The following is a 21,946-nucleotide window of genomic DNA, read 5'->3' on the forward strand; positions in this document are numbered from 1 at the left end:
TGTGGGCCGCCTGGTGGGAGGTCTGGACCCAGTGGTCGCCCACCGAGTGCGCGATGAACAGCGCGACGAACACGGCGGCGAACACGGCGGCTGCGCTCATGGATGCTGGTCTCCCTCTGCGGTTTCCCGCTGTTGTTTCCGCTTGCTTTTTCGCTTGCGGTAATTCAAGGATGCAGACTCCGAGTCTGCATGTCTAGGGGTTCGCAGACTCTGAGTCTGCATAGGGCGGGTCTGTGCTGGTCAGGCCCCGAAAGAATCTCGCGGGCCGCGTGCGCTGTCCGCTCCCGGGGACCACAGGGAGCGTGGCGTGGGTCTCATCCGGGCCGCGCAGCACACAGCCCGGAAGCGGCCGGGCTTACGGCCGGTTCCGGGCTGGTCTCCTGCCACCCAAAAGCGGGGGAGGGCGGGCGCTGGCCGGGGCGGCGTCGCCGGGCGCGGGTCAGCCGGCGGGCCGGGCCCACGGGTCGTCCGACTCCTGGCGTCGCAGGCCGGTGAGGAAGTCGAGGACGACCCAGAGCCGTTCGCCGGCGGTGCCGTACTCCGGCGCCACGATCGAGACGTACGTGCCGTGCGCGACCTGGTCGTAGAGGCCGGGGTCGAGGCCGGGCCACTGGATGGCCATGTCCGCGCGGCCGATCCGTCCGCCGAACGCGGTCATCGGCTCCCCGTCTCGGGTGGTGACGACGACGGGCTGCTCCTGGACGCCGCCGTCGCGGCGGCGGTCGTTGATCCGGACCGTCAGCCCGGCGGCGTGCGCGGCGTCGACCAGGCGGTGGAAGAGGGCGGCGTCGGTGACGACCAGCTCGACCGCGGCGCGCTGCTCCCACCACAGGCCGTCCGCGCCGGTGCCGACCAGGCCGGGCTGCGAGCAGGTGGTGACGTACCCGGCCCGGCACAGCGCGGCAAGGGTCGGCACCAGGTGCGCGGTCTCCTCGTCGGGGCCGAACCGCGGCTGGTAGCCGGGGCGGGAGGCGATCGTGCCCTCCAGCCAGCGGGCCATCAGCTCGCCGAGGTCGAGGACGGTGCGGGCGGACTTCCACAGGCGCCGGTCGGCGCGGCTCATCCAGGGCAGCGGCATGGTGGTCACCGCCCCACGATCATGTTGCCGTGGCCGTTGCGCATGTGGTCGACGCACGCCGGGCAGTCCTCGCGCGGCTTCAGGTGCTTGTGCTGCTCGCGGCTGTCGTAGGCGTGCAGCCAGCACTGGCGGCACTCGCCCGCCGGCGGGTTCAGGGCCTTCTTGCTCGCCATCGTGTCTCTCCCCCGGGTCAGTGGTTGACGGTGGTGTTGGACCGGCCGAACCACTTGCCGCCGTGGCTCGTGACCTGCGTGTTGTTCTGCTGGTGGACGGGCCCGGAGTAGTGGTGGTGGGTCGTGACGTTCGCGGCCTTCACCGCCCGGACCACCGAGCCGATCCCGACGACGACGGCGGCCACGGCGGCGATGGGGAGCGTCACGAACAGGACGGACGTCAGCGTGACGGCGGCGAATCCCTGGCAGACGAGCCAGACTCCGCAGCCGACGCCGGTGATGCCGGCGCCGACGCCGATGGAGGCGACGGCCACCCCGGCGGCCCACGCGGGCACGATCCGGTGGTCCTCCTGGTGGACCGGCTCGGCGGTGCCGTACGCGGGGACCGCGGTGCGGTCGACGTAGGAGGTCGTGGTCGTCACGGGCTCGGACTTCCACAGGCCCTCGATGATCCGGCGGGCCTCGGCTTCGGCCTCCGACTCGCTGAGCGGGCGGCTCTCGGCGGGGTTCTCGGTGCTCACGGGGGCGACCTCGGCTTTCTGTCTCGGGGGAAGACCGCCGGCCCCCGGGCGGACCCGGGGGCCGGGGCGGTCAGTTCTGGCGGTACGGCTTGGTGCGGCGCAGGACGTGGTCGCGGGAGAAGCCGGTGGCCTCCACGACGTCGAGCTGGAGGGCGTTGCCCGCGTCCAGCTCGGCGGCGATGGACTTCCACATCGCCTCGTCGGCGGCGGTCTTGGCCTTCTCGGCGTCCTCGTGCGCCTGGTCGCGGACCTGCTTCAGCTCGGTGAAGCGGGCCTTCGCGGCGGTGCGGCTTTCCTGGTCGGGCTGAGCTGCCATGACAGCGGGCTCCTTCGGTGTCGTGAGGGACGATGGGGCTCCCCCCGCTGCCGTTCGGAGCGGGATACGGGGCCCGGGGCGGCCGGTGGTCCTTGGCCGGGTGACGGCCGCCCCGGGGCGTGTCTACCTGGTCAGCGGGATCTCGGGGGCCGGGACGGTCGCCTCGGCGGCGCTGGCCACCTGCTCCAGGACGTCGCGGGTCGAGTCGGCGGCGCTCTCCAGGTGCTCGGTGAGCGCGCCGTATCCGAGGTAGCGGGCGCGGGCCTTCAGCGCGGTGAGGTAGTGCCAGGTGTCGTGCAGCTCGTCGTGCAGGTCGACCAGGCCGGGCTGGAAGGCGTACGAGTCGGTCAGTCGACGGGCCCCCTTGCCGTGGGCCTGGGCACGCTCCGGGAGGGAGTCGAAGCTCTCCTTCGCGATGACCTCGCGGACGTCCTCGGCGGACTCGTAGGCCCAGGACTTGCCGAGGAGGGCCATGAACCACCTGGTCAGTGCGTTCGGCACGGTGTCTCCTGTCTGCTTTTTCGCTGGCGGATTTGCTGGCGGGTTCGCTGGCGTCAGCGGCGGGGGCGGACGCGGCCGGAGACCGTGCTCAGGCGCGGGTTGAGGTGGTGGGCGCCGCGGGCCTCGATGTCGCCGGAGACGGTGCTGGCGGTGAAGAAGCCGGTGGCGGCCGGGGTGGTGCTCACGTCGATGTCGCCGGAGACGCTGTTGGCCCGCAGGTCGCTGCCGTTGTACGCGCCGATCTCCAGGTCGCCGGAGACGGAGCTGATGTCGACCTTGGCCTCGACCCGCTCGACCTCCAGGTCGCCGGAGGTGAGGTTGCCGCGCAGGGTGTGCACGCCCTTGGCCCGGACGTCGCCGGAGACCGACTGGACGTCGAGGACCTGGAGGTCGCCGCGCCGCACGTCGAGGTCGGCGCTGGTGGTGTCCAGCCGGACCGAGGACAGCTCGGGGAGGCGGACGTCGACGGTGACGGTGCCGGAGCCGCCGGCGCCGCCGACGACCGTGCCCTGCTCGGCGATGACGCGGCCGTTCTCCACGATCTTCTTGCCGCCCATGTAGATGTCGCCGCCGACCATGCTTACGCCGCCGGAGCCGGAGACGGTGAAGGTGTTGCCGCCGACCGTCATGGTCGTGGTGCTGAACCCGCCGCCGCCGGTGAAGGTGTTGCCGCCGCCGTTCACCTTCGGCACGCGGACCTCCAGGACGTTGACGCCGTTGGAGGTGTGCTCGCGGCTCGTGGTGTCGCGGACGGCGTCCGCCACCGGGCCCTCCTCGTCGGGGGTGCTGACGGTGATCAGCGCGTTCTTCAGGGTCCGGTCGACGGTGACGTTCACGGTGCCGATGTGGCTGATGACGTCGGCCCAGATCGGACCGGCGGCGGTGGCGGTGAAGGTCTGCGTGGTCAAGGTGATCTCCTCGGATCGCTGGCTTTTTCGCTTGCTTTTTCGCTTGCGATAATTCAAGGATGCAGACTCCGAGTCTGCATGTCCAGTGATTCGCAGACTCCGAGTCTGCATAGCGGGTGTTCGTGCAGGTCAGCGCCCGGAAATTTCTTCCGGGAGAGTGACCGTCAGGAGCTGCTGCGGTGGCAGACGCCGCACGGGATCTTGACCTCGGAGGTCTTGCCGGTGGCCGCGTGGACGCGGGTCGAAATGGTGACCTTGCCGCCCCGGCAGCCCTTGACCGTGCAGCGCCGGCGCTTCGGCTTCTGGCTGGTGGTCGGCCCGGCCCCGCCGGTCTGCAGCGTCCAGGCCGTGGTGAGCGCGGTGGCCTTCGCGGTGCTCAGCGCCTCGCCCGCCTTGTCGCCCGCGGCGTCGGCGGCCTCCTTCGCCTTGCCCTTCACCGCGCCGGTGACCGCGCCGGCCTTCTGCCTCACCTGCGCCTTGGCCGCCTTCTTCTTCCCGCGCCACCACCGCTTCGCCTCGGGCGCGACGACCTGGTCCACGCCCTCCTTCACGGCCTTCGCCGCGCGGATCAGCTCGTACATGTCGAGGAGCGGCTGCATCTGGCCGGTCATGACGGTGCCGCGCCACTCGGCGCGGAAGACGTCGCGGTCGTCGTCCTTGATCCGGGCGGCGCGGGAGGCGAGGACGGCGTCGACCAGGCCGTTGGTGACGACGCCGGAGTCCTCGCCCCTGCCGCACGACAGGCAGCAGATCCAGGCGGGGTAGACCTCCCGGAAGCCGTGCTTGTGGATCTCCAGGGAGAAGCCGTTGCCGCACCCGGCGCACAGCAGCTCCTTGCCGTCGACGTACGCCATCCCTTGCAGCTTCAGGTCGGCTTTCACGTCCATCGGAGGTCTCTCCTCGCCTCTCGCGGTTTGTCAGGGTTTGGGCGGTGCTGCGACCTGGATTGGGCCCGGACGGGCTTGGCATCGATGCAGGTCAGAAGGGGTGCGCATCCTGGACCGGACCCGGCCCGACCTGGACGGGGCCCGTCCAGGTCGAGGGGGGTGCCGTCCGGGTCGACGGCCGCCCGGTCCGGGGTGATACCGGGGCATTCCGGGCGGCCGTCCGGGGTGAATCCGGGTTCTCAGGCGGTCAGGCCGTACTTCGACTGCACCGCCCGGAGCACGGCGGTGAGCGGGTAGCCGTTGAGCGCGGACGTGCTGTCCTGCCAGGTGCGCTTCTTCTTCTCGGCGTCCTCGCGGACCACCAGGCGGGCCAGCTTCTCGGGGGTGATGTCGAGCCCGGCCGCCTTGAGCGCGTCGACCAGGACCGTGCCCGGAAGCCAGTCGACCTCGCCGGTCGCGTCCTCTTCCTTCGCCTCCTGGTCGTACGCGTTGAAGACGTCGACCAGGACCGCGAGGACGTCGGCGTCCGGCTCGGCCTTGTCCCGGAGCTGGTCGGCGAGGGTCTTCGGGCCCTCCGGCAGAGTGCCGGCCGCGTCGCGCAGGTCCCACGCGCGCTTGATGAGCAGCTCGACCTGGTCGTCGGTGTAGTAGTCCGCGCGGACCAGGGCCGGGTTGGAGCCCTCGGCCCACAGGAAACCGGCGCCGCGCATCTCCGGCTCGATGGTCTTCGCCGAGTAGCCGGCCGCCGCGGCGCCCTTGCCGAGGATGGTGTCGGACGCCTCGGGGGTGGTGCAGCGCAGCGCCCACCGGATGGACAGCAGGTCCCGGAGGCTGGTGTCCACGACGTCGCTGCCGGGCTTCTGGGTGGCGCAGAAGGTCACGATGCCCGCCGCGCGGCCCCGGGAGACCAGGTTGCGCAGGAGCTTGGTGATCTTCTTCCCGAAGTCGTCGTCGGTCGTGTAGAACATCAGCTCGTCCACCCACAGCAGCTTCTGCCGGAGCAGCGGGTACTTGTTGGCCAGCTCCTCGGTGACCTTGCGCTTGCCCAGCTTCTTGAGCAGGGCGTATCGCGCCTTCATGTCGGCGACGGCGGCCTTGAGCATCTCGTAGAACGCCTCGGGGTCGGCGTCACCCTCGAACCACTCGCACAGCTCCTCGAAGGGCTCCAGGTCACCGCCGCCCTTGCCGTCCGCGAGCCACAGGATCACGCGCGGGTCGAGCGCGGCGGCCAGCAGGATCACGTTGCCGGACGCCGACTTACCCGCGCCGGGCTCGCCGCCGACCAGGCCGGAGCGCTCGACCACCGAAATGGACATCGGCAGGCCGCGCACGTCCGGGCCGATCGCAATGCGACCCCAGAAGTTGGTGGCCGCCTCCAGGGCGAGCAGCGGGCCCGCCTCGGCGCTTTCGGTGAAGGGCAGGTCCTTGGAGACGTAGATTTCCAGGCGACCGGCGCGGGCGCCCTTTCCCTTGGTCTTGGTCATGCTGACCTGCGCGTCCTCGACTCCGAGAGCGGAGGCGATTTCCGAAAGGGCGCGCATTGCCTTCTTCGCCGGAATTCCGGGCGGCAGGTCGATAATCGCCGACCAGGCGCCGCGCGCGTCCAGCATGGGCATCTGGACCATGTGCAGCGACTCCTCGGAGCCGATCACCTTGGCGCGGCGGAAGACCTCGTCCAGCATCGGCGCGGACATCGGGTCGCCGTCGCCGAGGGAGCGCCAGTCCGCCGACCAGTCGGTCTCCTCGACCACGACCTCGCGGCCCGCGAAGGCGCCGCCCGCGAAGGTGGCGAGGGCGCCGGCCGTCGCACCGAGTCCTCCGGCGGTGGCGTACCCGGAGCCGATCGCGGCCAGCGGCGGGCCGTACGCGGCACCGGCGCGCAGGGCCCGGAGTCGGCGGCGGTACTTCTTGGCCTGCTTGTGGGCGCTGACCGCCTGCATAGCCACGGTCTGGGTGCGGTCGGCCTCCCGGAGAGCCACCTCCTTCTTGTTCTTCATCAGGGCCGGGGTGAACCGGGCGGTCTTCGCGGCGGCGCGGGCCTCCCTCGCGGCGATGTACGCCTGGTGGGCCAGGGCCTGCGTCTGGACGCCCTCGAAGCCGACCACCCAGTCCTGGACCCGGCGGGCGCCCCGCTTGAACTGCGCGGCGTGGCCCCGGTCGGTGCGCTGGCGGCGGACCCAGCGGCGGTAGGCCCGCAGCCGGGAGCGGTACAGGACGCCGGAGTACATGGCCCAGCCCTCGGGCGTCTTGGCCCAGGCCGGGATGAGCGGACGGTCGTCGAAGGCGTCCAGGTCGACGTCGAGCTTCTCGACCGGCTCGGCGGGCGCCGGGGTGACGGTGCCCTCCAGGACTCGGCGGGCCGACTCGACCACGGCGGCGCGGTCGGTGGCCTCGGTCGTGCCACCCAAAGCGGGGGCAGCGGGAGCGGGGCTGGTGTCGGTGGCCGGCCCCGCTCCGTGGACGTAGGTGACGGTGGCCAGGTCCTTGCTGTCGGGGCGCGGGCCGGTCGGCATCTCGGTCATGCTGGTCCTTCTCCTTCGGGAGGAAGCGGGGCCCGGCGGCGACTGTGGAAGGGAGGCGCCGGGCCCCGCGCTTTCGGGGGCGGTAGATCAGGCGGCGGCGGTGAAGCCGTCCGCGCAGGGGGTGCAGGCCCCCAGCGAGCGGGCGATGCAGTAGTCCTTGACCTGGCCGCACTCGGGGCAGGTCTTCCGGGCCCGCAGCGCCGCCGCGAGGGAGGCGAGCTGCCCGGGGGAGCGGGGCTTGGGCGGGGTGGCCCGGTCGATCTCGTAGAGGCGGGCGAACCGCGGTTCCGCCGGCGACTTCCGGCTGAACCACATCACCTGCGCGACGGCCGGGCCGCGGGGCCGGAGCCCCTTCGCCACGAGCTGGTCGCGGGTCGCCAGTCCCTTCGGGGCCAGGCCCCAGGGGAAGGTCGGCACGTCGTGCCGCTCCCCCTCGGGGTCCCAGAGATCAGCGATCCGGCGGGCCATCGGTCAGGCCCCCACCGCAGCGGTGTCCGCGTCGCCGTCGATGAGCCGGAGCTTGCGCTCGGCGACGACCCGGTCCCGCAGTCGGCGGGCGTCGTCCCGGCGGATGCCCAGACGCTTCGACAGGGCGGCAGCGGAGATCTGGTTGCCCTCCGCGACAAGCTCGGCGGCGACCTTCAGCGCGTCCGGCAGAAGCGCCTCCAGCTCCTCATCCGACCGGCCCCGGCGACCGTTCCCGCTGGCGTCATCGCCATCGTTCCCAGAAGCCTTCCCGCTGCCCTTCTCGCTGGCTTTCTCGCTTGCGGCCTCAGACCCGTACATCCCAATTCCCGCAAGGGCTGTAGCGCCCTCAGAGGGCCGCTGGAGAGCCGGGATCGGGAGGGCCGGACCGAGGGTCGGGATGCCCTCGGAGAGGCGGTGCGGGAGCGGGTTGTAGAGACTCGCGAGCATCCCCGCGCGGACCAGCTCCGGGCGGACGTGCTCACCCAGCTCGAAGGCGGCCCCGAGGGCGACCCGGGCGTTGGTGGCGTCGGCGTAGACCTCGGCGGACAGGCCCGGCTCGGCGCCCTTCTTGATCCGCCACGCGGTGGCGAACGCCTCCTCGTCGGAGACCGCCTCGAAGGGCAGGGCCGACAGCAGCCGGTCCGCCTCCTCGGCGATGTCCTTGTGGTGCTTGCGCCGGTCCTTCAGGTGCTTCTTGCGGGCCTTCTCCTGGCGCCGCTCCTCCTTGGTCTTGCCGTGCGACCCGTGGGTCTTCATGTCCCACAGGTAGATCGCGATGAGGGACGACGCGGCGAAGACGATGGCCACCCACTCGTGACCCGGCAGCGCCTCGGCCCAGTGCCAGTAGTTGACCCCGGCCGCGAGGAACGCGGTGACCCAGGTGGCGACCCGGTACTTGCCCGCCGGCCGCCCGGCGTCCTCGGCGGCCTTGCCCATGAAGGTCAGGGCCCAGGCCGTGCCCTCCAGCATCGCCGAGAGCAGCGCGGCCAGGAGGACGAACACCCCGGCGTCGGACAGGGCGCCGATCTGCGAGATGACGGCCGGGACGATCGAGCAGACCATCACGAAGCCGACGAACGCCGTGACCGGGTTCCGGTTCAGCCAGCCGGTGAGCTTGCTGACCTTGGCCCGGCGGGCGGCCTTCTTGCGGTCCTTCTCCTGCTGCTTGGCCCGCTTGTCCGCCAGCTCCTGGCGGCGCTTGGCCTCGGCGTCCTTCCGGGCCCGCTCGGCCTTGGACTCCTCGTCCTGCCGCTTCTGCTCGGCGGCGAGCCTCTTCTCCTCGCGCTTGGCCTCCAGTTCGAGGCGGCGGTCCTCGCGGGCCTGCTCGGCGCGCAGCTCGGCGGCCTTCCGGGACTGCTCAGCCTGGGCCGCGGCGTCGGCGCGGCGCTCCTCGCGGTAGCTCATCGGGTACCTCCAGCCGCCGGGGTCGCGATCCCGGACAGCACGGTCGCCAGCTCAGTACGGAGTCGGGGGGAGACGGGGCGGACGCGGGCGTGGCGGGCGAAGGTGTCGCCGCCGGCGGCCGTCGCGCGGGCCACCATCTCGGTGATGACGCTGACCAGAGCCGCGACACCGGCGATCACGCCGAGGGTCATCTCCAGCACGGTCAGCAGGAACAGGGCGAGGTGGGCGAGGACCTTCATGCCGCCACCGCCGGGATCTCGTTGCGGACGATGCGCAGGGCGGCGCGGACCGCGCGGCGCTCGGCGCGGGGGGCGCGGGCGCGGGCGACGGCGGCGGCCGGGTCGGTGGTGCCGAGGGTGGCGAGGACCTCGTACGAGTCGAAGTCGGCGGCCGTCCAGTCGGCGGTGATGTCGTCGGCCTCGAAGCCGAGGGCGTCGTCGGCGGCCACCAGCTCGGCGACGACGGCGGCGGCCGGGGCGGCGGGGACGGTCTTCCGGGCGCGCAGTTCGCGCGGCATCCGGCGGAGCAGGCTCTTGTAGTACGCGGCGTCCTCGCGGTCGGTGTCCGTCTCGACCTGGAGGTCGGCGAGGAAGGAGTCCAGCGCGTCCCGGCTGGCGAGTCCGCCGGCGGTGAACTCCTCGGCCAGGTCCAGCGGCTCGACCTCGGCGGGGGTGAAGCCCAGCGCGGCCTCCAGGAACTCGGAGTCCGTAACGATGCGCTGGCCTGCGACGATGATGTTCATGTGGGTCGTGCCCCTCTCGGTGTAACGGCCCCGGCGGCTCTCCGGCGGTCTGGCAGATCACCCGGAGAGCCGCGCCATGTCGGGCCACGTTCTGGCGTTTTGGGCATGGCTGAGACCCGGGTACAGACGACATACCGGGTCCCTTTCACCGCTTCCGCTGAACTAGTTCTGCGGGGCGATGTGACGATTAAGGCACCCTCCGGAGCCGCTGTCAATAGAACTAGTTCAGAGTCTCGCCGACACGGCAGATTGAACTAGTTCTGCGGTTCCCGAACGACGCGAACGCAAGGTATGGTCGGCCTGGCTATCCAGACAGAACTAGTTCTGACAGACTGGGGACGCGCAATCAGAGACGAGGGAGCAGGCGTGGAGGAGAGCAAGGTCCCGAAGGTGCAGCGGCTCGCCGCTGAGCTTCGAGACAAGATCCGACGGGGCGTGTATCCGCCCGGGTCCCCCCTGCCGAAGGTCCGCGACCTCCAGGAAGCCGAAGGGGTCGCCTTCCAGACGGCACGGGACGTGTACAAGGTGCTGGAAGACGAGGGGTTGATCTTCTCCCGCCGGGGAGAGGGCACGTTCGTCTCCCCGATCCTCGGCAAGATCCACCGCGACGGGACCGGCCGGTACATCAAGGCCGCCCGCGAGGAGGATGGTGCTCGCGGCGCGTTCGCCAGCGAGATCGCCCGCCTGGGCATGACGCCGTACTCCGAGACGGTGATCAGCCGTCTCAAGCCGCCCGCCCGGGTCGCCAAGATCCTGGGCACCCACCACGCCGCGAAGGTCCTGGTCCGGGCTCGCACCATGCGAGCCAACGAGTCGGTCGTCCAGGTCGCGACCTCGTACTTCCCCGGGGACGTCGCCTTCGGCACCCAGCTCGAAGATCAGGACACCGGCGAAGGCGGCAGCAAGTCCCGGCTCGCCGAGGCCGGCCACGCTCAGGTCCGAATCCGCGAAGAGATCGACGTGCGGCCTCCGACCAAGGAAGAGGCAGAGGCCCTGAGCATCCCGGCATCCCGCTCCGTCTACGAGATCACCCACGTCGGCCTGACCTCCGAGGGCCGGGCCGTCGAGGTCTGCATCCACGTCCTGCCCACCACGCTCTGGTCGCTCAGCTACGAGTGGCCCATCGACCAGCACGAATCCTGAGAGGACCCACCCTTGAGCACCAAGAACGCGATCGTCCGTGACGCGACCGAGCGGTACCTGAAGGAGCGCCGGGAGTCCGGCGAGAGCCGCGGCGCCTTCGAGACCGAGATCAAGCGGCTCGGCGGCACCCCTCGGGTCGAGACCGCGATCCGTCGCAGCCCCGCCCCGGCGGAGGTCGCCGCCATCCTCGGTATCTCGGAGACCGAGGAGACCGTCGTCCGGGCCCGCCACATGTACAACGGCGACCAGCTCGTGCAGCTCGCCGACTCGTACGTGCCGCTGGACGTCGCCGAGGCCGCCGGGATCGAGAACCCCGACCCGGGCCGGGGCGGCATCATCAGCCGGATGGCTGAGGCCGGGTTCGCCCAGACCGAGGTCATCGAGGAGGTCGTCCAGTACCCCGCCACCCAGGTTGAGGCCGACGCCTTCGGGGTCGAGGTCGGGAGCCTGCTCCTGCAGATCACCCACATCGCGCACACCGGCGACGGCCGCGCGGTCGAGGTGACGGTGCACCGTCCGGGGCCCGGCTGGGTCCTCCGCTTCAGCACGCCGCTGAGCTGACGTCCGTGGGGCCCGGAACTCCGGGCCCCACACTCAGTTCACATCACGACGCGGTCACGCCGCACCATCGTTGACGCCGCAAAACGGGATGGATCATCCCCGACCGTCGTGAACGATGAAGATCAACAGCGTATGTGGGTGCACCATGAGGCCCACAGAAACGCCGAAGGCGCCCCTGCCAGGGCGCCTCGGTTACAGCAAGGCCGGGACCAGCATCCCGGCGAGGTTCGAGCGGTACGAGAAAGGACGCTCACTCATGAGGGTACGAGATGGATCGGCCCCGATGCCACCACAGTCCTGGGAGAGGAAAACGGCAATCCCGGTACTGCGGGCAAAGCTCCTGGCCAGCGCGCTGCGGTACGCCGAGCGCGGGATGTATGTCCACCCGCTCCTGGTGGGTGCGAAGGAGCCGCGCTGGCTGAACTGGGAGGAGCGGGCGACCCGCGACCCCGAGCTGATCGAGCGGACGTGGGGCCGGGCCCCGTTCAACATCGGCGTCGCGTGCGGGCCCTCGGGCCTGGTCGCGCTCGACCTGGACGTGCCGCACGAGGGGGAGGTGTCCGGTTCCCCGGAGATCGTGGACGGCATGACGATGCTGGACTCCCTCGCTGCCCGGACTCCTGGCGCGCGGATCACCCCGACGCTGACGGTGCGGACGCCGAGCGGCGGCCGGCACCTGGTCTACCGGGCCCCAGCCGGGGCGGCGGTGCGCAACACGGCGAGGACCCTCGGGTTCTGCCTCGACACCCGGGCGGCGGGAGGCTACGTCGTCGGCATCGGCTCGGAGGTCGACGGGGCGCCGTACGTCCTCGAGGACCGGAGCCCCACCGATCCGGCGGTGCTGCCGGAGTGGCTGCTGACCCTGATCACGGCTGCACCGACGCCACCCAAAGCCGGGGGAGCGCCGCGCCGGGCCGATGTGGTGGCCCGGCTGCGGGAGATGACCCGGCAGGGCACGCGCGAGCAGCGGTGGGCCGCGGGCATCCTGCGGTCGGAGTGTGACGAGCTGGCGGCGATGAAGCAGGCGGGCGGCCGGAACAACCGGCTGAACCTCGCGGCGTACCGCGCGGGCCAGCTGGTGGCGGCCGGGCTCGTGGACCAGGCCGTCGCCGAGGAGCACCTGACGGAGGCCGCGCAGGCGGCGGGGCTCGGGGTCGACACCCCGCGCGAGATCGAGAAGACGCTCCGGTCCGGCATGACCGCCGGCCTCGCGCGTCCGCGCCGGATGGGCGGTGCCGCCTGATGCGACCGGTACCCCAGGACACTAAGGCTCAGCGCCACGTACACCACGCCTCGGAACTGATGACGGCCCCGGCGACGCACCACCGCCCCGGGGCCCGGCACCCGAGGAGTGGCCTCGAATGCGAGACCGTCGTACCCCCGCAGACCTGCTTGCGTCGCCCGCTGATGAGCGGGGGTGCGGCATGAGCGAGGACATGAACCTCAGCCCCGAGGACCTCGCCGCCTTCCGGGCCTGGAAGGCGCAGACCTCGGCGACGCCCCCGGCGCAGCGCGGCAAGGGCAAGGGCGCGTCCGCCGGCGGCGGCGAGAAGATGAGCGTCGCGGACCAGATCATCGCGATGGCGGACAGCCGGTACGAGTTCGGCACGTCGGATGCGGGCGACCTGTACGCGGTGCCGAAGGACGGGCCGCGGATCGCGCGTCTGCTGCGCGGCGGGCGGATCTCGCTGCGCGCCGAGCTGGCCCGGACGTACTACGGCCTGCACGGCAAGGCGGCGTCGTCGTCGGCGCTGGCCGACGCCATGCTCGCCATCGAGGGCCGGGCGCAGGCGGAGGACCCGGTGCCGCTGCACCTGCGGGTCGCGCCGCTGGGCAAGCGCCCCGAGGACGGCCTGGTCCTCGACCTCGGCCGGGCGGACGGCACGGTCGTCACCATCACCCGCACGGGGTGGTCGGTGGCGCCGGCCGCCGAGGGCCAGCCGCTGTTCCGGCGCTCCCAGCTCACCCAGCCGCTGCCGGTGCCGGTCGCGGGCGGGTCGCTGCGGGAGCTGCGCAAGCTGCTGAACGTGACCGATGAGTCGTGGCCGCTGATGGTGTCGTGGCTGACCTCCGGGCTGGTCCCGGGCATCCCGCACCCGCTGCTGTTCCTCTCCGGTGAGCAGGGCACGGCGAAGTCGACGGCGACGAAGATGCTCGTGCAGCTCATCGACCCGAGCGCGGCGCCGGCGCGGTCGACGCCGAAGGACCCGGACGACTGGTCGACCGCGGCCGTGGGTTCGTGGGTGGTCGGCCTGGACAACCTCAGCCGCATCCCGGAGTGGCTGTCGGACGCGATGTGCCGCGCCGCGACCGGCGACGCGAACGTGAAGCGGACGCTGTACTCCGACTCGGACGTCACCGTCCAGGAGTTCCGCCGGGTGCTGATCGTCAACGGCATCGACGTCGGCACGCTGCGCGGCGACCTCGCGGACCGCATGATCCCGGTGCACCTCGACCGGATCACCCAGCGGCGGACCGAGACCGCGCTGTGGGAGGCGTACGACGAAGCCCACCCGCGCATCCTCGGCGCGCTCCTCGACCTCCTGGTCCAGGTCCTCGACAAGCTCCCGGCGATCCGGGAGCGGGCGGACCGCGGGGAGATCCCGCTGCCCCGCATGGCCGACTACGGCCTGATCATGGCGGCGCTCGATGAGGTGTACGGCGTGCCGGAGAAGTCGATCCTGCGCGACTACCTCCAGCAGCGCACCGAGCTGGCGGAAGAGGTGGTGGAGTCCAACCAGGTCGCCACCCAGCTCCTGACGTTCATGAAGCGGATGCCCGCCCGGCCGGAGGACGGCGTCCAGGCGTGGGACGGCACCACCGCCGAGCTGCTGGACGAACTCACCAGCCAGGTCGGCATGACGAACGACAAGTGGCCCCGCACCCCGGGCGCCCTGTCCGGCCGGATCAACCGCGTCGCCTCCGACCTCGACAAGCTCGGGGTCGACATCGCCCGCTCGAAGTCGAACGGGAAGCGGTCCCTGTACATCACCTACATCCCCAAGCCCGTCCCGTCCGCCGAGCCTGAGCGGCCGGAGCCGGTCCAGGAGACCATCACCGCGTAGCGCCACCGCGCCACCGCCGACCCGCCGTGCCGAGCACGCGCGGGCTTTCGGCGTACCCGCACCCAGGGGCGGACTATCTAGCTTGATTGAACGCGAATCCGCAGGCAGACGCGGCCCTGTCGGCGCGTCTTGGCGGGGGAGGGGCGGTCAGCTCCCGGCGGTGTACCGGGCCCAGGCGTCGGCGAGGGTGTCGAGCGCGGCCTCGGAGGCGCCGGCGGCTTCGAGGTGGTCGGTGTACGTCTCCAGGTCGTCCGGGCCGTCCGGCCAGTCCGGGTCTGCCGCGGCGTCCCGGGCGAGGTCGCCGATAGCGCCGTTGACCTGCGTGAACTGTGCCAGCCAGCCGCCGAAGCCTGCCACGGGCCCGTCCTTCCGTCGTCCGCCGATCCGGTGGCCGCACCCTACCGCCGGCCGCCGACAGTGATCACGGAGCGTGAGAGGAGCCAGGGGCGCACCTGCGTCCCTGGGGAGGGACGCACTCAGGGACGCACCTGTGAAATGTGCGTCCCTTGGGGCGCCAAGTGCGTCCCTAGGGACGCAGTGCGTCCCTGGTGCGACCCTGGTGCGTCCCTGCCTCTGACCTGCCGCGAGTCCTTTATGCGGCTTATGGAGGGTCGCAGGGACGCATCTGACCCCCTCATCTCTGTTGGAATGACAAGAAGAAGCAGAGAGAAGAGAGATGTAGGGGAAAAGAGCGTCCCTGCGTCCCTGCGTCCCTGCCGGGACGCCGCCCCGATCCACAGAAAGTGATCGACTCCGAGCCGCAGACGGCGACGATCCGCACCGCCTCGCCCCGCGCCCCGCTTTTGGGTGGCGCTGATCAGCCCCGCGCGGCTTCAAGCCGCTTCGCGGACGGAAGGCAGGCACCACCTTGCGCAGCCGGGCCGCAGCGCTCAGCGCGCCGGTACGGGCGCGGCGGGGCGCGTGAGGTGCGGCAGGCGGCGGTCCGCGCCCGGCGACGGCCGGGAGGCCGGCCAGCGGCCGGTTCGGCCGTCGACGGTGAACGCGCGGACCGCAGGGGCCCGCACCCGGGGGTGCCGAGCGCGTACGCGCTCGTCCGCTTTACCCTCCCCCTCCAGGACGCGCGGCTCAGGTGCGCCCCTCCCCGGCGGTGCGTCCCTGCCGACCAGGTCAGGGCAGCAAACCGCCCGCATTCCCGCCAGCGGAAAGGCCGGTGGAAATGCGGGCGGAAAGCCGTACGTCAGACGGCGCGCGGCACGAGCTGGTGGTAGCAGCCGAGGCAGACCGGCAGCGGGGCGGACGTCTCGGTCGGTGTCTCGACCCGGATCAGCAGCCCCGGTTCGGCGGGGCTGGTGCAGGCCGGCACCATCTTCGAGGCGTGGAACAGGGCGCACGCACACCGGCAGCCGCCGGGCCGGTTCTGCTCCCAGGCGAACATCGCGTTCATCCGGACGGTCAGGATCGGCGGCAGCGACTCGGTGTCGAAGGTGGTCACGCGGCGCCCTCCGAGCCGGTCTCGGCGCCCGGGTCCTGGATCTTCAGCCGCCGGAAGTACGCCTCCAGCGCGTCCTCCACGAGCGTCTGCGGGTTGAGCCCGGTCTGCTCGACCGCCACGGTCAGCTTCCGGTCGGTCGGCGGGAGGATGCGCACGGTCAGCGGAACCCGCTCCGGACCGCGCGGCCGGCCCCGGCGGCGGGGAGCGCGCGACCGCCCGGTCGAGGCGGGGGAGGGCCGCTTCGGCGGGGCCGCGGGCTCCGGCTCCTGGCCGTCGTTGCCGCCCGCAGTATCGCCAGCATTCCCGCTGGCGGAATCGCCAGCGTCGGAGTCGCCGCCACCCCAGGAGTCGGGGTTGTTCCAGTCCGGCTCCTGCGCGCCCGACAGGTCCGCGGGGTCCTTCTCTTCGCGGCCGGCGCGCTTCTCGTCCTGCGCCTGGCGGGCCTTCTCGGCGAAGCTGGGCATCAGCTCATCTCCTTCAGGTGGGGCAGGGTGTGGAACAGGATCTCCCGGTAGACCTCCTGGAGGATCTTCGCCTCCCGCCCGGGCGCGGCCGTGATCGGCATGGACCCCGTACGGCAGACCTCGCGGATCGCGTAGTTCCTGATGATGGTCGGCAGGACCAGGTCGCCGAAGTCCTCGACCAGGCGGTCGTTCCAGTCCTGGTGGATCTGCCGGTACTCGCTCTCGCGGGGCACGATGCTCCGCACGATGCCGGACACCACCAGGCCCTCGTTGAGGCCGCCGGGCGCGGTGTAGTGCTCGATCGAGGTCATGGCCTCGGTCGCTCCGTCGTGGCCGTCGTCGGCGAGCGTCGCGGGGATGAGCACCTTCTTGGCCGCGATCAGGGCGGAGCCCACGATCTTCCCGCCCGCGCGCGGCGGCACGTCGAGGAAGAGGACGTCGACCTCCTCGCGCAGCCCCCACAGCGCCCGCTTGAGCCGGAACTCCATGCCGGTGGCCTGGTCGGTCTCCCGGTTGCCGAACTTCCGGATGCACGGCAGCACCCGCACGTTCGAGGGCCAGTCCTTCCCGGCCGGGACGAACGCCTCGCGCGCGATCTCCGCAGGGTCCCGGGGCCGCTTCTCGGGGTCGACGTAGTACACGTCGTTCACCGACAGCTCCGGGTCGGTGATGCCCAGCTCGTCGGTGAGCGTGGACCGCGGGTCGAGGTCGACACCGCCCACCCTCAGCCCCAGCTCGGCGGCCACGGCGATCAGCCCCGCCGTCAGCGACGTCTTCCCGACGCCGCCCTTCTCGCTGACCTCAGCGACGATGTCCGGGTCTTCGGCCACGGGTCCTCCCTTCCTCTTCAGGTAAGCCGAAGAGTGCCGACACCGCTTGCCTAAGCGCAAGCTGACCCGCACGCTTTCCCGCTCGTAATCCCGCAAGCGGAAATGCCAGCGGGAGCCCGTAGGGATTCGCGGTCTATCTAGCTTGATTGACCGCAAATGCGCAGGTGAAAGCCGCGCCAGTATCCAGTAGCGCCAAGGAGGGGTAAGAGGTCAGCGGATGGCGCGCTTCACCGCAGCGCGGATGATGTCGCCGGTGGTGACGATCTGGTCCTGAAGCTGTGCCTTGCGGAGTATGGCGTCGGCGGTCGGCCGGGGGGCCATCGCGGCGCACCACATGTCGAGGATGGTGACGGCGCCGCGCCGTTCGGCCTCGCGGAAGATGACCTCCGGCCCGTCGCCCCACAGGGTCTGCCACTCCCACAGTGCGGTCACGGCCGGCGCCGACGTCCAGTAGCAGCCGCGGGTGAGCTGGTCGCCGAGGGCGCCGGGGAGCTTGACGTACATCCGGCCGGTGAGCTGGGTCTTCTCGTCGCCGAAGCGGTTGTAGTGGCGGGGGCCGGTGCCGACGCGGCGGCCCGGGGTGGCGGCGTCCTCGGCGGGGACCGGGTCGTACTCCTGGTCCATCCCCCGGCGCTTGAGCTCGGCGCGGACCTCGCGCGCCAGGACCAGGTCGCGGGTCCCGGCGAGCCTGCCCAGCTCCCGGAGTCTGCGGAACTCCTTGCGGATCTCGGCGCGGGCCTGGCTCAGCGCCTTGCCCCGCAGGAACCGGATGCCGTACGCGTCCCGGATGGAGTCGAGCCACTTCTCCTCGGCGTCCCGGCCGTCTTTGACGACCTCGTTCAGCGCCGTGAGGTCGTCCGGCTCCAGGGCGACAACGAAAGGCATCAGCGACATGGCGCGCAGTCTAGCTAGATAGAAGCCGGTGAGGACCCGTTCCCGAGACGGTTCACGCGCGCGTGCGAAGGACGGTCTCACGAGTTCCACGGTGCTTGCTAAGCCGCTAGCATTTCCGCAAGCGAAAAAGGTTCAAGCAAGCTAGATAACGCGCCATTGAATGCGCAGGTCAGCCCGTGTTTTCGGGTTGTTGCGCGGGCCGGATTTCGGCTCTACCTTCCCGTACAGGAACCCTCACAGGAGGTTGTCTTGCCCAGCTCGATCCCGCCGCTCCCCGGTCTCACGCGGTACACCCGCTGGGACCTGGTCCCGGACGGCCTGCAGACCAAGACGATGCTCGCCCGCCAGGGCCTCAAGCCCGGCACCGACCCGGTCGGCCAGGTGCTCTACCACGGCAACTCGTACGCCCCGCTGTACGAGGTGACCGCCGCGGTGCCCAAGCGCCGGGTCTCGCCCGCGCAGCGCGCCGCCCTCGACCGCGCCCGCGCGTTGCAGTACGAGTGCCGGCGGTGCGGCACCCGCGAGTCGGAGCCGCTCGGCAAGGGCCGGTTCTGCGACCCGTGCCGGTACGCGATGACCCTGTGGGAGCAGCACGACCAGGCGCAGGCCCTCGCCCGAGAGCTGGTCGCCGACCCGGCCGCCGTGCTCCTGGTCGTGGACGTCGCCCCCGACTCGCTCCCGGCGGCGCAGGGCGTCGCGGTGGTCGGCGTGCGCGACCGCCAGGTCCTCTACGCCGCCGAGGCCGGGGAGTACGGCAGCCCCGAGCGCGGCGCTGTCCTCGACCGGCTCGATGTCCTCCTGGAGGGCCGCCGCGTGGTCGAGGAGCCCGACTTCATGGGCCCGCACAGCCGCTACCCGCACGCCCTGCTGCGCCTGCCGAACTCCGGGCCGGTCGTCTCCGGCCGTGACCCGCTGCACCCGTGGGCCGCGCCCTCCTCGCACGCCAACGAGAGCGTCACCCGGATCTGGGCCGGGTGGTTCGGGTGGACCGACCGCTACTCGTCAACGACCGCGTGCGCCCCCTGGGAGTGGAGCGGTGACCTGCCCATGCCGTGGTCGCGCTCGCTCGACCTGGCGGCCGACGGGCGGTCGATGGCCGGCCTGCTGCACCGGATCGCGGACGGCACCGAGCCGGTGTGGGAGCGGGCCGCGTGGACGGTGGACGGCCACGGCGTCGGCCTGGAGGTGAGCGCCTGATGTCCTCGCTGCGCATCATGGACTCCGACCCGGGCAAGGCCCGGCGCACCGCCGACGCCGTGCAGCGCGCCCTGGAGGCGTCCGGCGAGGTCGTCGTCGGCAACGTGTCCGTCGTGCCGAACCGGCGCGACTGCGGCGCCCGGGTCTTCATGGAGGTGCTGCTCCTGGAGGCGCCGGCCGCGCCCGGCAACGACGACCAGGAGGTGACCGTCGAACGCGCCGACCGGCCCCGGCCCCGCGCCCGGCGGGCCCTACCGCGCGGTGGCCGCGGGGAGGTGGGCGCATGACGTCCGCCTCCGACGTCTGGCGCTCCCCGAGCGGCGAGCACTTCCGGCTCTCCTGGAGCGAGGAGGCGGGCCCGTTCCGCGTCACGCTCCGGCCCGCCGTGTACGACGCGGACACCGGGCAGTGGAGCACAGACCGCAACGCCTTACCGGTCGAGGTCGACGCGCGGGCCTTCGAGGAGACCTACGTCCAGGTCCCGCTCGAACCGCTGCGGGACCCGCGCATCACCCGGCTGACCGCTCTCGTCAACGAGCTGCTCGCAGACTACGAGCGCAGCACGGGCAATCCGCCGACGGACGCCGACGCTATCCGCGCCGCCCTGGAGGACGTCGCCGCGATCCCCGAGGAAGCCCGCAAGCGGCGGCACGCCGCCGCCAGCTCGGCAGCGCGCCAGGGGTTCCACCGGGGCCGCCGCAGGTAGGCGGACGGCCTGACATCTCTTGCAGCTCGGTTCCGTCCGGGACGATACGAGGGCCCGCGCTCACCTGCGCGGGCCCTTTGCCGTGCACGGGTATCCGGCGGCGGCGCGTGATCGTTGGGTGGACATGGAGCTGAGCCAGGAACCGCGGCCGCGGGTCGAGGAGCGGGCGGCGGCGGTCGCCGACGCGGTGTGCGAGCTGGTCGACACGGTGTCGCCGACGACATGGAGCACGGGCGCGGTCGAGGACGCGGTCGACGCCATCGACATGCTCGCCGAGGCACTGGCGGCGATCGACCCGGAGGCCGCACGAGCCCTCGCGGCGGTCCCGGCCGCCACCGCCGCACTGCGCCGCCGACTCGCCCCGGCCGCCGAGGACGTCGTCCCCGAGGTACCCGCGCCGCGCTCCGCACAGCCGCGCCGGCGCGGGCTCGGACCCGGCTGGAAAGGCGTACGGGTCACCGGCTGAGTCCATCGGCAGGTCCACCACCAGGTGATGGAGGAAACCTGTTCGCCTTCGGGCCGTTCTCCCAGTTCAGCCCCCGGGCGGGGCCATCACGCGGAGGCCGCTTCCGCCGGAAGTAGAGGTGAGGTGGGGGAGTCGGCGGCCGGAGGGCGAGGCGGGTACCCCGGGTACCCGGTCCGATCATCGGCCTCCCGTGGGAGACGGCTGTCCCGACTCGGGACGCTGTTTCATAGGTGGTCCCTGTTTCAACACCGCGCGCGCCCCTTGCGGCGACAGGGCCGAAGCTGTTTCACGAACCGTTTCCATGCTCTTGATGAGTGAAACGGATTCATGAAACAGTAGGGATCATGGACACCGCTCCTCACCTCCTTGTCGAGGCCAACCCCTGCCCGATGTCGACGTGCCTGGTACCGGCGGGCTCCCCGTGCCGTACGGCGGCCGGGAAGGTGGCCGTCAGCTACCACACCGCCCGCTTCCAGCTCGTGCCCTCGCTCCGCTCCGAGCTGCGCATCGCCACTCCGGCTGTGCGTCACCCCGGGGCCACCTGGCGGGAGCTGCCGGCGCCGACGTCGACCGGCCCCGTGCTCGATGCCGAGATCCGCATCGGGTACGCCCGCGTCTCCACGAAGCAGCAGGAGATCCAGTCGCAGATCGACGCCCTCACCGCGGCGAACGTCCACCGGCTGTTCCAGGAGCACGTCAGCACCCGCGTCCGCGAGCGCCCCGAGATGAAGGCCGCGCTCGCCGCCGCCCGGGAGTACCGGGCCCTGGGCGCGAAGGTGACCCTCGTGGTGCACGAGATGAAGCGGCTCGGCCGCGGCGCCCTGGAGCTGCTGAAGGTCGCCGAGGAGCTGCGGGACGCGGGAATCGAGCTGGAGTTCTTGACCGGCCCCTTGCAGGGCAAGCACGACCCCGCCGGGTACGGAGCGGCGCTGTTCGCCTTCTTCGCCGCGATGGCGGAGGCGGAGCGCGACTACATCCGGGACAAGACGCTGGAGGGGCACGAGACCGCCCGCACCAAGGGCAAGGCCATCGGCGGCGTGAAGGTGAGCGACGGCGACATGCTGGCGATGGCGCTGCACCTGCGGGACCAGGAGCTGAGCCTGCGCGAGATGGCGGCCCGGCTCGTCATCACCAAGGGCAAGAAGAAGGGCCAGCACCCCTCCCCGGCGACCGTCATGCGAATGCTGCGCGAGCACGACGAACGGACGGCCGCGACGCAGCCCGTGGCGGCGCTGGAAGCCGCTGAGAGCGCCTGAGAGCGCACAGGGCGCCACCAGGGGCCCCGGAGCCGCCTACGGGACGGTCTCGGGGCCCTTCCCGCGCTCCGGGACGATCCCCAGTTCGTCAGGAGCGATTCTGCGGGCGGACACGGCCGTGGCAACGCCTGGATACCGCCGTTGCCACCCGTAGCCACCACGGCGGCCGGGAGGAACGGCGCGGCAGCGGGAGGAAGCGAGTTAGTGCGAACTGATATCAGTAAGCCGCCCCGGCGCGGTCGGCGCGCGGGGTTTCCTCGGCGACCGGGCACGGTCGGGTGGCGGGGTTTTCCGCCGGCGGACGCGGCGACCGGTCCGGCCCTCACTCGCCCGCAGGGAGCGGAAGCGAGTTAGTGCGAACTGGGCCCAGTTTCGTGGCGGCCGTCGACGG

The 21,946-nt window shown here is 71.8% G+C and carries 26 protein-coding genes and 1 pseudogene; 9 read left to right on the top strand and 18 right to left on the bottom strand.

Annotated elements, in window-relative coordinates:
• From AB0F77_RS40970 to AB0F77_RS41030, 13 genes and pseudogenes are all read right to left on the bottom strand, one after another.
• Positions 1–100 (bottom strand): annotated as a pseudogene (locus tag AB0F77_RS40970) (transcriptional regulator); the annotation flags it as partial.
• 339 nt (positions 101–439) lie between these two features.
• On the bottom strand, positions 440–1,087 hold the full coding sequence (locus AB0F77_RS40975; RefSeq protein WP_358079709.1) for a hypothetical protein: 648 nt from the start codon (positions 1,085–1,087) through the stop codon (positions 440–442).
• The gene (locus AB0F77_RS40980; RefSeq protein ID WP_358079711.1) at positions 1,084–1,251 is read right to left on the bottom strand and encodes a hypothetical protein; all 168 of its coding nucleotides are present in this window, start codon (positions 1,249–1,251) and stop codon (positions 1,084–1,086) included. Before AB0F77_RS40980 ends, AB0F77_RS40975 begins: the two co-directional genes overlap by 4 nt.
• A 17-nt stretch (positions 1,252–1,268) precedes the next feature.
• Positions 1,269–1,772: a hypothetical protein gene (locus AB0F77_RS40985; RefSeq protein WP_358079713.1), complete on the bottom strand. Its 504-nt coding sequence runs from the start codon at positions 1,770–1,772 to the stop codon at positions 1,269–1,271.
• Positions 1,773–1,842: 70 nt separating this feature from the next.
• Complete coding sequence (locus AB0F77_RS40990) at positions 1,843–2,088, bottom strand: hypothetical protein (RefSeq protein ID WP_358079715.1); 246 nt, start codon at positions 2,086–2,088, stop codon at positions 1,843–1,845.
• Positions 2,089–2,211: 123 nt separating this feature from the next.
• Positions 2,212–2,589, bottom strand: a complete 378-nt coding sequence (locus tag AB0F77_RS40995; protein WP_358079717.1) for a hypothetical protein — start codon at positions 2,587–2,589, stop codon at positions 2,212–2,214.
• 53 nt (positions 2,590–2,642) lie between these two features.
• A complete protein-coding gene (locus AB0F77_RS41000; RefSeq protein ID WP_358079719.1) occupies positions 2,643–3,497 on the bottom strand; it encodes a DUF4097 family beta strand repeat-containing protein in 855 nt (284 codons plus the stop codon).
• 164 nt (positions 3,498–3,661) lie between these two features.
• Positions 3,662–4,384, bottom strand: coding sequence for a hypothetical protein (locus AB0F77_RS41005; RefSeq protein ID WP_361959183.1), 723 nt, complete (start codon positions 4,382–4,384; stop codon positions 3,662–3,664).
• Positions 4,385–4,623: 239 nt separating this feature from the next.
• Positions 4,624–6,906: an FtsK/SpoIIIE domain-containing protein gene (locus tag AB0F77_RS41010; protein ID WP_361959186.1), complete on the bottom strand. Its 2,283-nt coding sequence runs from the start codon at positions 6,904–6,906 to the stop codon at positions 4,624–4,626.
• A gap of 87 nt (positions 6,907–6,993) precedes the next feature.
• The gene (locus AB0F77_RS41015; RefSeq protein WP_358079819.1) at positions 6,994–7,374 is read right to left on the bottom strand and encodes an RRQRL motif-containing zinc-binding protein; all 381 of its coding nucleotides are present in this window, start codon (positions 7,372–7,374) and stop codon (positions 6,994–6,996) included.
• A gap of 3 nt (positions 7,375–7,377) precedes the next feature.
• The gene (locus AB0F77_RS41020; RefSeq protein ID WP_361959189.1) at positions 7,378–8,778 is read right to left on the bottom strand and encodes a DUF2637 domain-containing protein; all 1,401 of its coding nucleotides are present in this window, start codon (positions 8,776–8,778) and stop codon (positions 7,378–7,380) included.
• Complete coding sequence (locus tag AB0F77_RS41025) at positions 8,775–9,017, bottom strand: hypothetical protein (RefSeq protein ID WP_358079841.1); 243 nt, start codon at positions 9,015–9,017, stop codon at positions 8,775–8,777. Before AB0F77_RS41025 ends, AB0F77_RS41020 begins: the two co-directional genes overlap by 4 nt.
• Complete coding sequence (locus AB0F77_RS41030; RefSeq protein WP_361959192.1) at positions 9,014–9,520, bottom strand: hypothetical protein; 507 nt, start codon at positions 9,518–9,520, stop codon at positions 9,014–9,016. The genes AB0F77_RS41025 and AB0F77_RS41030 overlap by 4 nt, the downstream gene beginning before the upstream one ends.
• Positions 9,521–9,886: 366 nt before the next feature.
• On the opposite strand from AB0F77_RS41030, the gene AB0F77_RS41035 reads away from it, so the two are divergent.
• The 4 genes from AB0F77_RS41035 to AB0F77_RS41050 all read left to right on the top strand — a co-directional run bounded on the left by AB0F77_RS41035 (position 9,887) and on the right by AB0F77_RS41050 (position 14,289).
• The gene (locus AB0F77_RS41035; RefSeq protein WP_358079809.1) at positions 9,887–10,663 is read left to right on the top strand and encodes a GntR family transcriptional regulator; all 777 of its coding nucleotides are present in this window, start codon (positions 9,887–9,889) and stop codon (positions 10,661–10,663) included.
• 12 nt (positions 10,664–10,675) lie between these two features.
• A complete protein-coding gene (locus AB0F77_RS41040) occupies positions 10,676–11,224 on the top strand; it encodes a UTRA domain-containing protein (protein WP_358079811.1) in 549 nt (182 codons plus the stop codon).
• Between the two features lie 283 nt (positions 11,225–11,507).
• Positions 11,508–12,467 (top strand): bifunctional DNA primase/polymerase, encoded by a 960-nt coding sequence (locus AB0F77_RS41045; protein ID WP_361959197.1) that lies wholly within the window; start codon positions 11,508–11,510, stop codon positions 12,465–12,467.
• Between the two features lie 181 nt (positions 12,468–12,648).
• Complete coding sequence (locus tag AB0F77_RS41050) at positions 12,649–14,289, top strand: ATP-binding protein (protein ID WP_361959200.1); 1,641 nt, start codon at positions 12,649–12,651, stop codon at positions 14,287–14,289.
• Positions 14,290–14,436: 147 nt separating this feature from the next.
• Here the strand turns inward: AB0F77_RS41050 and AB0F77_RS41055 are convergent, their stop codons facing one another.
• The 5 genes from AB0F77_RS41055 to AB0F77_RS41075 all read right to left on the bottom strand — a co-directional run bounded on the left by AB0F77_RS41055 (position 14,437) and on the right by AB0F77_RS41075 (position 17,930).
• Complete coding sequence (locus AB0F77_RS41055) at positions 14,437–14,646, bottom strand: YozE family protein (protein WP_358079831.1); 210 nt, start codon at positions 14,644–14,646, stop codon at positions 14,437–14,439.
• A gap of 841 nt (positions 14,647–15,487) precedes the next feature.
• A complete protein-coding gene (locus tag AB0F77_RS41060) occupies positions 15,488–15,742 on the bottom strand; it encodes a DUF6372 family protein (protein WP_361959203.1) in 255 nt (84 codons plus the stop codon).
• Positions 15,739–16,206: a hypothetical protein gene (locus AB0F77_RS41065; RefSeq protein WP_361959206.1), complete on the bottom strand. Its 468-nt coding sequence runs from the start codon at positions 16,204–16,206 to the stop codon at positions 15,739–15,741. Before AB0F77_RS41065 ends, AB0F77_RS41060 begins: the two co-directional genes overlap by 4 nt.
• Positions 16,206–17,036 carry a ParA family protein gene (locus AB0F77_RS41070; RefSeq protein ID WP_358079785.1) on the bottom strand — a complete coding sequence of 277 codons (831 nt, stop codon included), beginning with the start codon at positions 17,034–17,036 and terminating at the stop codon, positions 16,206–16,208. The genes AB0F77_RS41065 and AB0F77_RS41070 overlap by 1 nt, the downstream gene beginning before the upstream one ends.
• 210 nt (positions 17,037–17,246) lie before the next feature.
• A complete protein-coding gene (locus AB0F77_RS41075; protein WP_358079783.1) occupies positions 17,247–17,930 on the bottom strand; it encodes a hypothetical protein in 684 nt (227 codons plus the stop codon).
• A gap of 249 nt (positions 17,931–18,179) precedes the next feature.
• Between AB0F77_RS41075 and AB0F77_RS41080 the strand changes: the two genes are divergently transcribed.
• The 5 genes from AB0F77_RS41080 to AB0F77_RS41100 all read left to right on the top strand — a co-directional run bounded on the left by AB0F77_RS41080 (position 18,180) and on the right by AB0F77_RS41100 (position 21,555).
• Entirely contained in the window at positions 18,180–19,127 is a 948-nt protein-coding gene (locus tag AB0F77_RS41080; RefSeq protein ID WP_361959209.1) for a hypothetical protein, read from the top strand.
• A complete protein-coding gene (locus AB0F77_RS41085) occupies positions 19,127–19,414 on the top strand; it encodes a hypothetical protein (protein WP_361959212.1) in 288 nt (95 codons plus the stop codon). Before AB0F77_RS41080 ends, AB0F77_RS41085 begins: the two co-directional genes overlap by 1 nt.
• The gene (locus tag AB0F77_RS41090) at positions 19,411–19,833 is read left to right on the top strand and encodes a hypothetical protein (protein WP_361959215.1); all 423 of its coding nucleotides are present in this window, start codon (positions 19,411–19,413) and stop codon (positions 19,831–19,833) included. The genes AB0F77_RS41085 and AB0F77_RS41090 overlap by 4 nt, the downstream gene beginning before the upstream one ends.
• A gap of 124 nt (positions 19,834–19,957) precedes the next feature.
• Positions 19,958–20,299: a hypothetical protein gene (locus AB0F77_RS41095; RefSeq protein WP_361959229.1), complete on the top strand. Its 342-nt coding sequence runs from the start codon at positions 19,958–19,960 to the stop codon at positions 20,297–20,299.
• A 344-nt stretch (positions 20,300–20,643) separates the two neighbouring features.
• Positions 20,644–21,555: a recombinase family protein gene (locus AB0F77_RS41100; protein ID WP_361959218.1), complete on the top strand. Its 912-nt coding sequence runs from the start codon at positions 20,644–20,646 to the stop codon at positions 21,553–21,555.
• Positions 21,556–21,946: the final 391 nt, after the last annotated feature.

The organism is Streptomyces sp. NPDC026672, assembly GCF_040638185.1.
In the GTDB taxonomy this organism is placed as follows: domain Bacteria; phylum Actinomycetota; class Actinomycetes; order Streptomycetales; family Streptomycetaceae; genus Streptomyces.

What these genes read in the sequence shown, in the direction of transcription:
- AB0F77_RS40980 (WP_358079711.1), bottom strand. Translation starts at nt 1,251, where the DNA reads ATGGCGAGCAAGAAGGCCCTGAACCCGCCGGCGGGCGAGTGCCGCCAG.
- AB0F77_RS40990 (WP_358079715.1), bottom strand. Translation starts at nt 2,088, where the DNA reads ATGGCAGCTCAGCCCGACCAGGAAAGCCGCACCGCCGCGAAGGCCCGC.
- AB0F77_RS41005 (WP_361959183.1), bottom strand. Translation starts at nt 4,384, where the DNA reads ATGGACGTGAAAGCCGACCTGAAGCTGCAAGGGATGGCGTACGTCGAC.
- AB0F77_RS41010 (WP_361959186.1), bottom strand. Translation starts at nt 6,906, where the DNA reads ATGACCGAGATGCCGACCGGCCCGCGCCCCGACAGCAAGGACCTGGCC.
- AB0F77_RS41015 (WP_358079819.1), bottom strand. Translation starts at nt 7,374, where the DNA reads ATGGCCCGCCGGATCGCTGATCTCTGGGACCCCGAGGGGGAGCGGCAC.
- AB0F77_RS41020 (WP_361959189.1), bottom strand. Translation starts at nt 8,778, where the DNA reads ATGAGCTACCGCGAGGAGCGCCGCGCCGACGCCGCGGCCCAGGCTGAG.
- AB0F77_RS41025 (WP_358079841.1), bottom strand. Translation starts at nt 9,017, where the DNA reads ATGAAGGTCCTCGCCCACCTCGCCCTGTTCCTGCTGACCGTGCTGGAG.
- AB0F77_RS41030 (WP_361959192.1), bottom strand. Translation starts at nt 9,520, where the DNA reads ATGAACATCATCGTCGCAGGCCAGCGCATCGTTACGGACTCCGAGTTC.
- AB0F77_RS41045 (WP_361959197.1), top strand. Translation starts at nt 11,508, where the DNA reads ATGCCACCACAGTCCTGGGAGAGGAAAACGGCAATCCCGGTACTGCGG.
- AB0F77_RS41050 (WP_361959200.1), top strand. Translation starts at nt 12,649, where the DNA reads ATGAGCGAGGACATGAACCTCAGCCCCGAGGACCTCGCCGCCTTCCGG.
- AB0F77_RS41065 (WP_361959206.1), bottom strand. Translation starts at nt 16,206, where the DNA reads ATGCCCAGCTTCGCCGAGAAGGCCCGCCAGGCGCAGGACGAGAAGCGC.
- AB0F77_RS41075 (WP_358079783.1), bottom strand. Translation starts at nt 17,930, where the DNA reads ATGTCGCTGATGCCTTTCGTTGTCGCCCTGGAGCCGGACGACCTCACG.
- AB0F77_RS41085 (WP_361959212.1), top strand. Translation starts at nt 19,127, where the DNA reads ATGTCCTCGCTGCGCATCATGGACTCCGACCCGGGCAAGGCCCGGCGC.
- AB0F77_RS41090 (WP_361959215.1), top strand. Translation starts at nt 19,411, where the DNA reads ATGACGTCCGCCTCCGACGTCTGGCGCTCCCCGAGCGGCGAGCACTTC.
- AB0F77_RS41095 (WP_361959229.1), top strand. Translation starts at nt 19,958, where the DNA reads ATGGAGCTGAGCCAGGAACCGCGGCCGCGGGTCGAGGAGCGGGCGGCG.
- AB0F77_RS41100 (WP_361959218.1), top strand. Translation starts at nt 20,644, where the DNA reads ATGGACACCGCTCCTCACCTCCTTGTCGAGGCCAACCCCTGCCCGATG.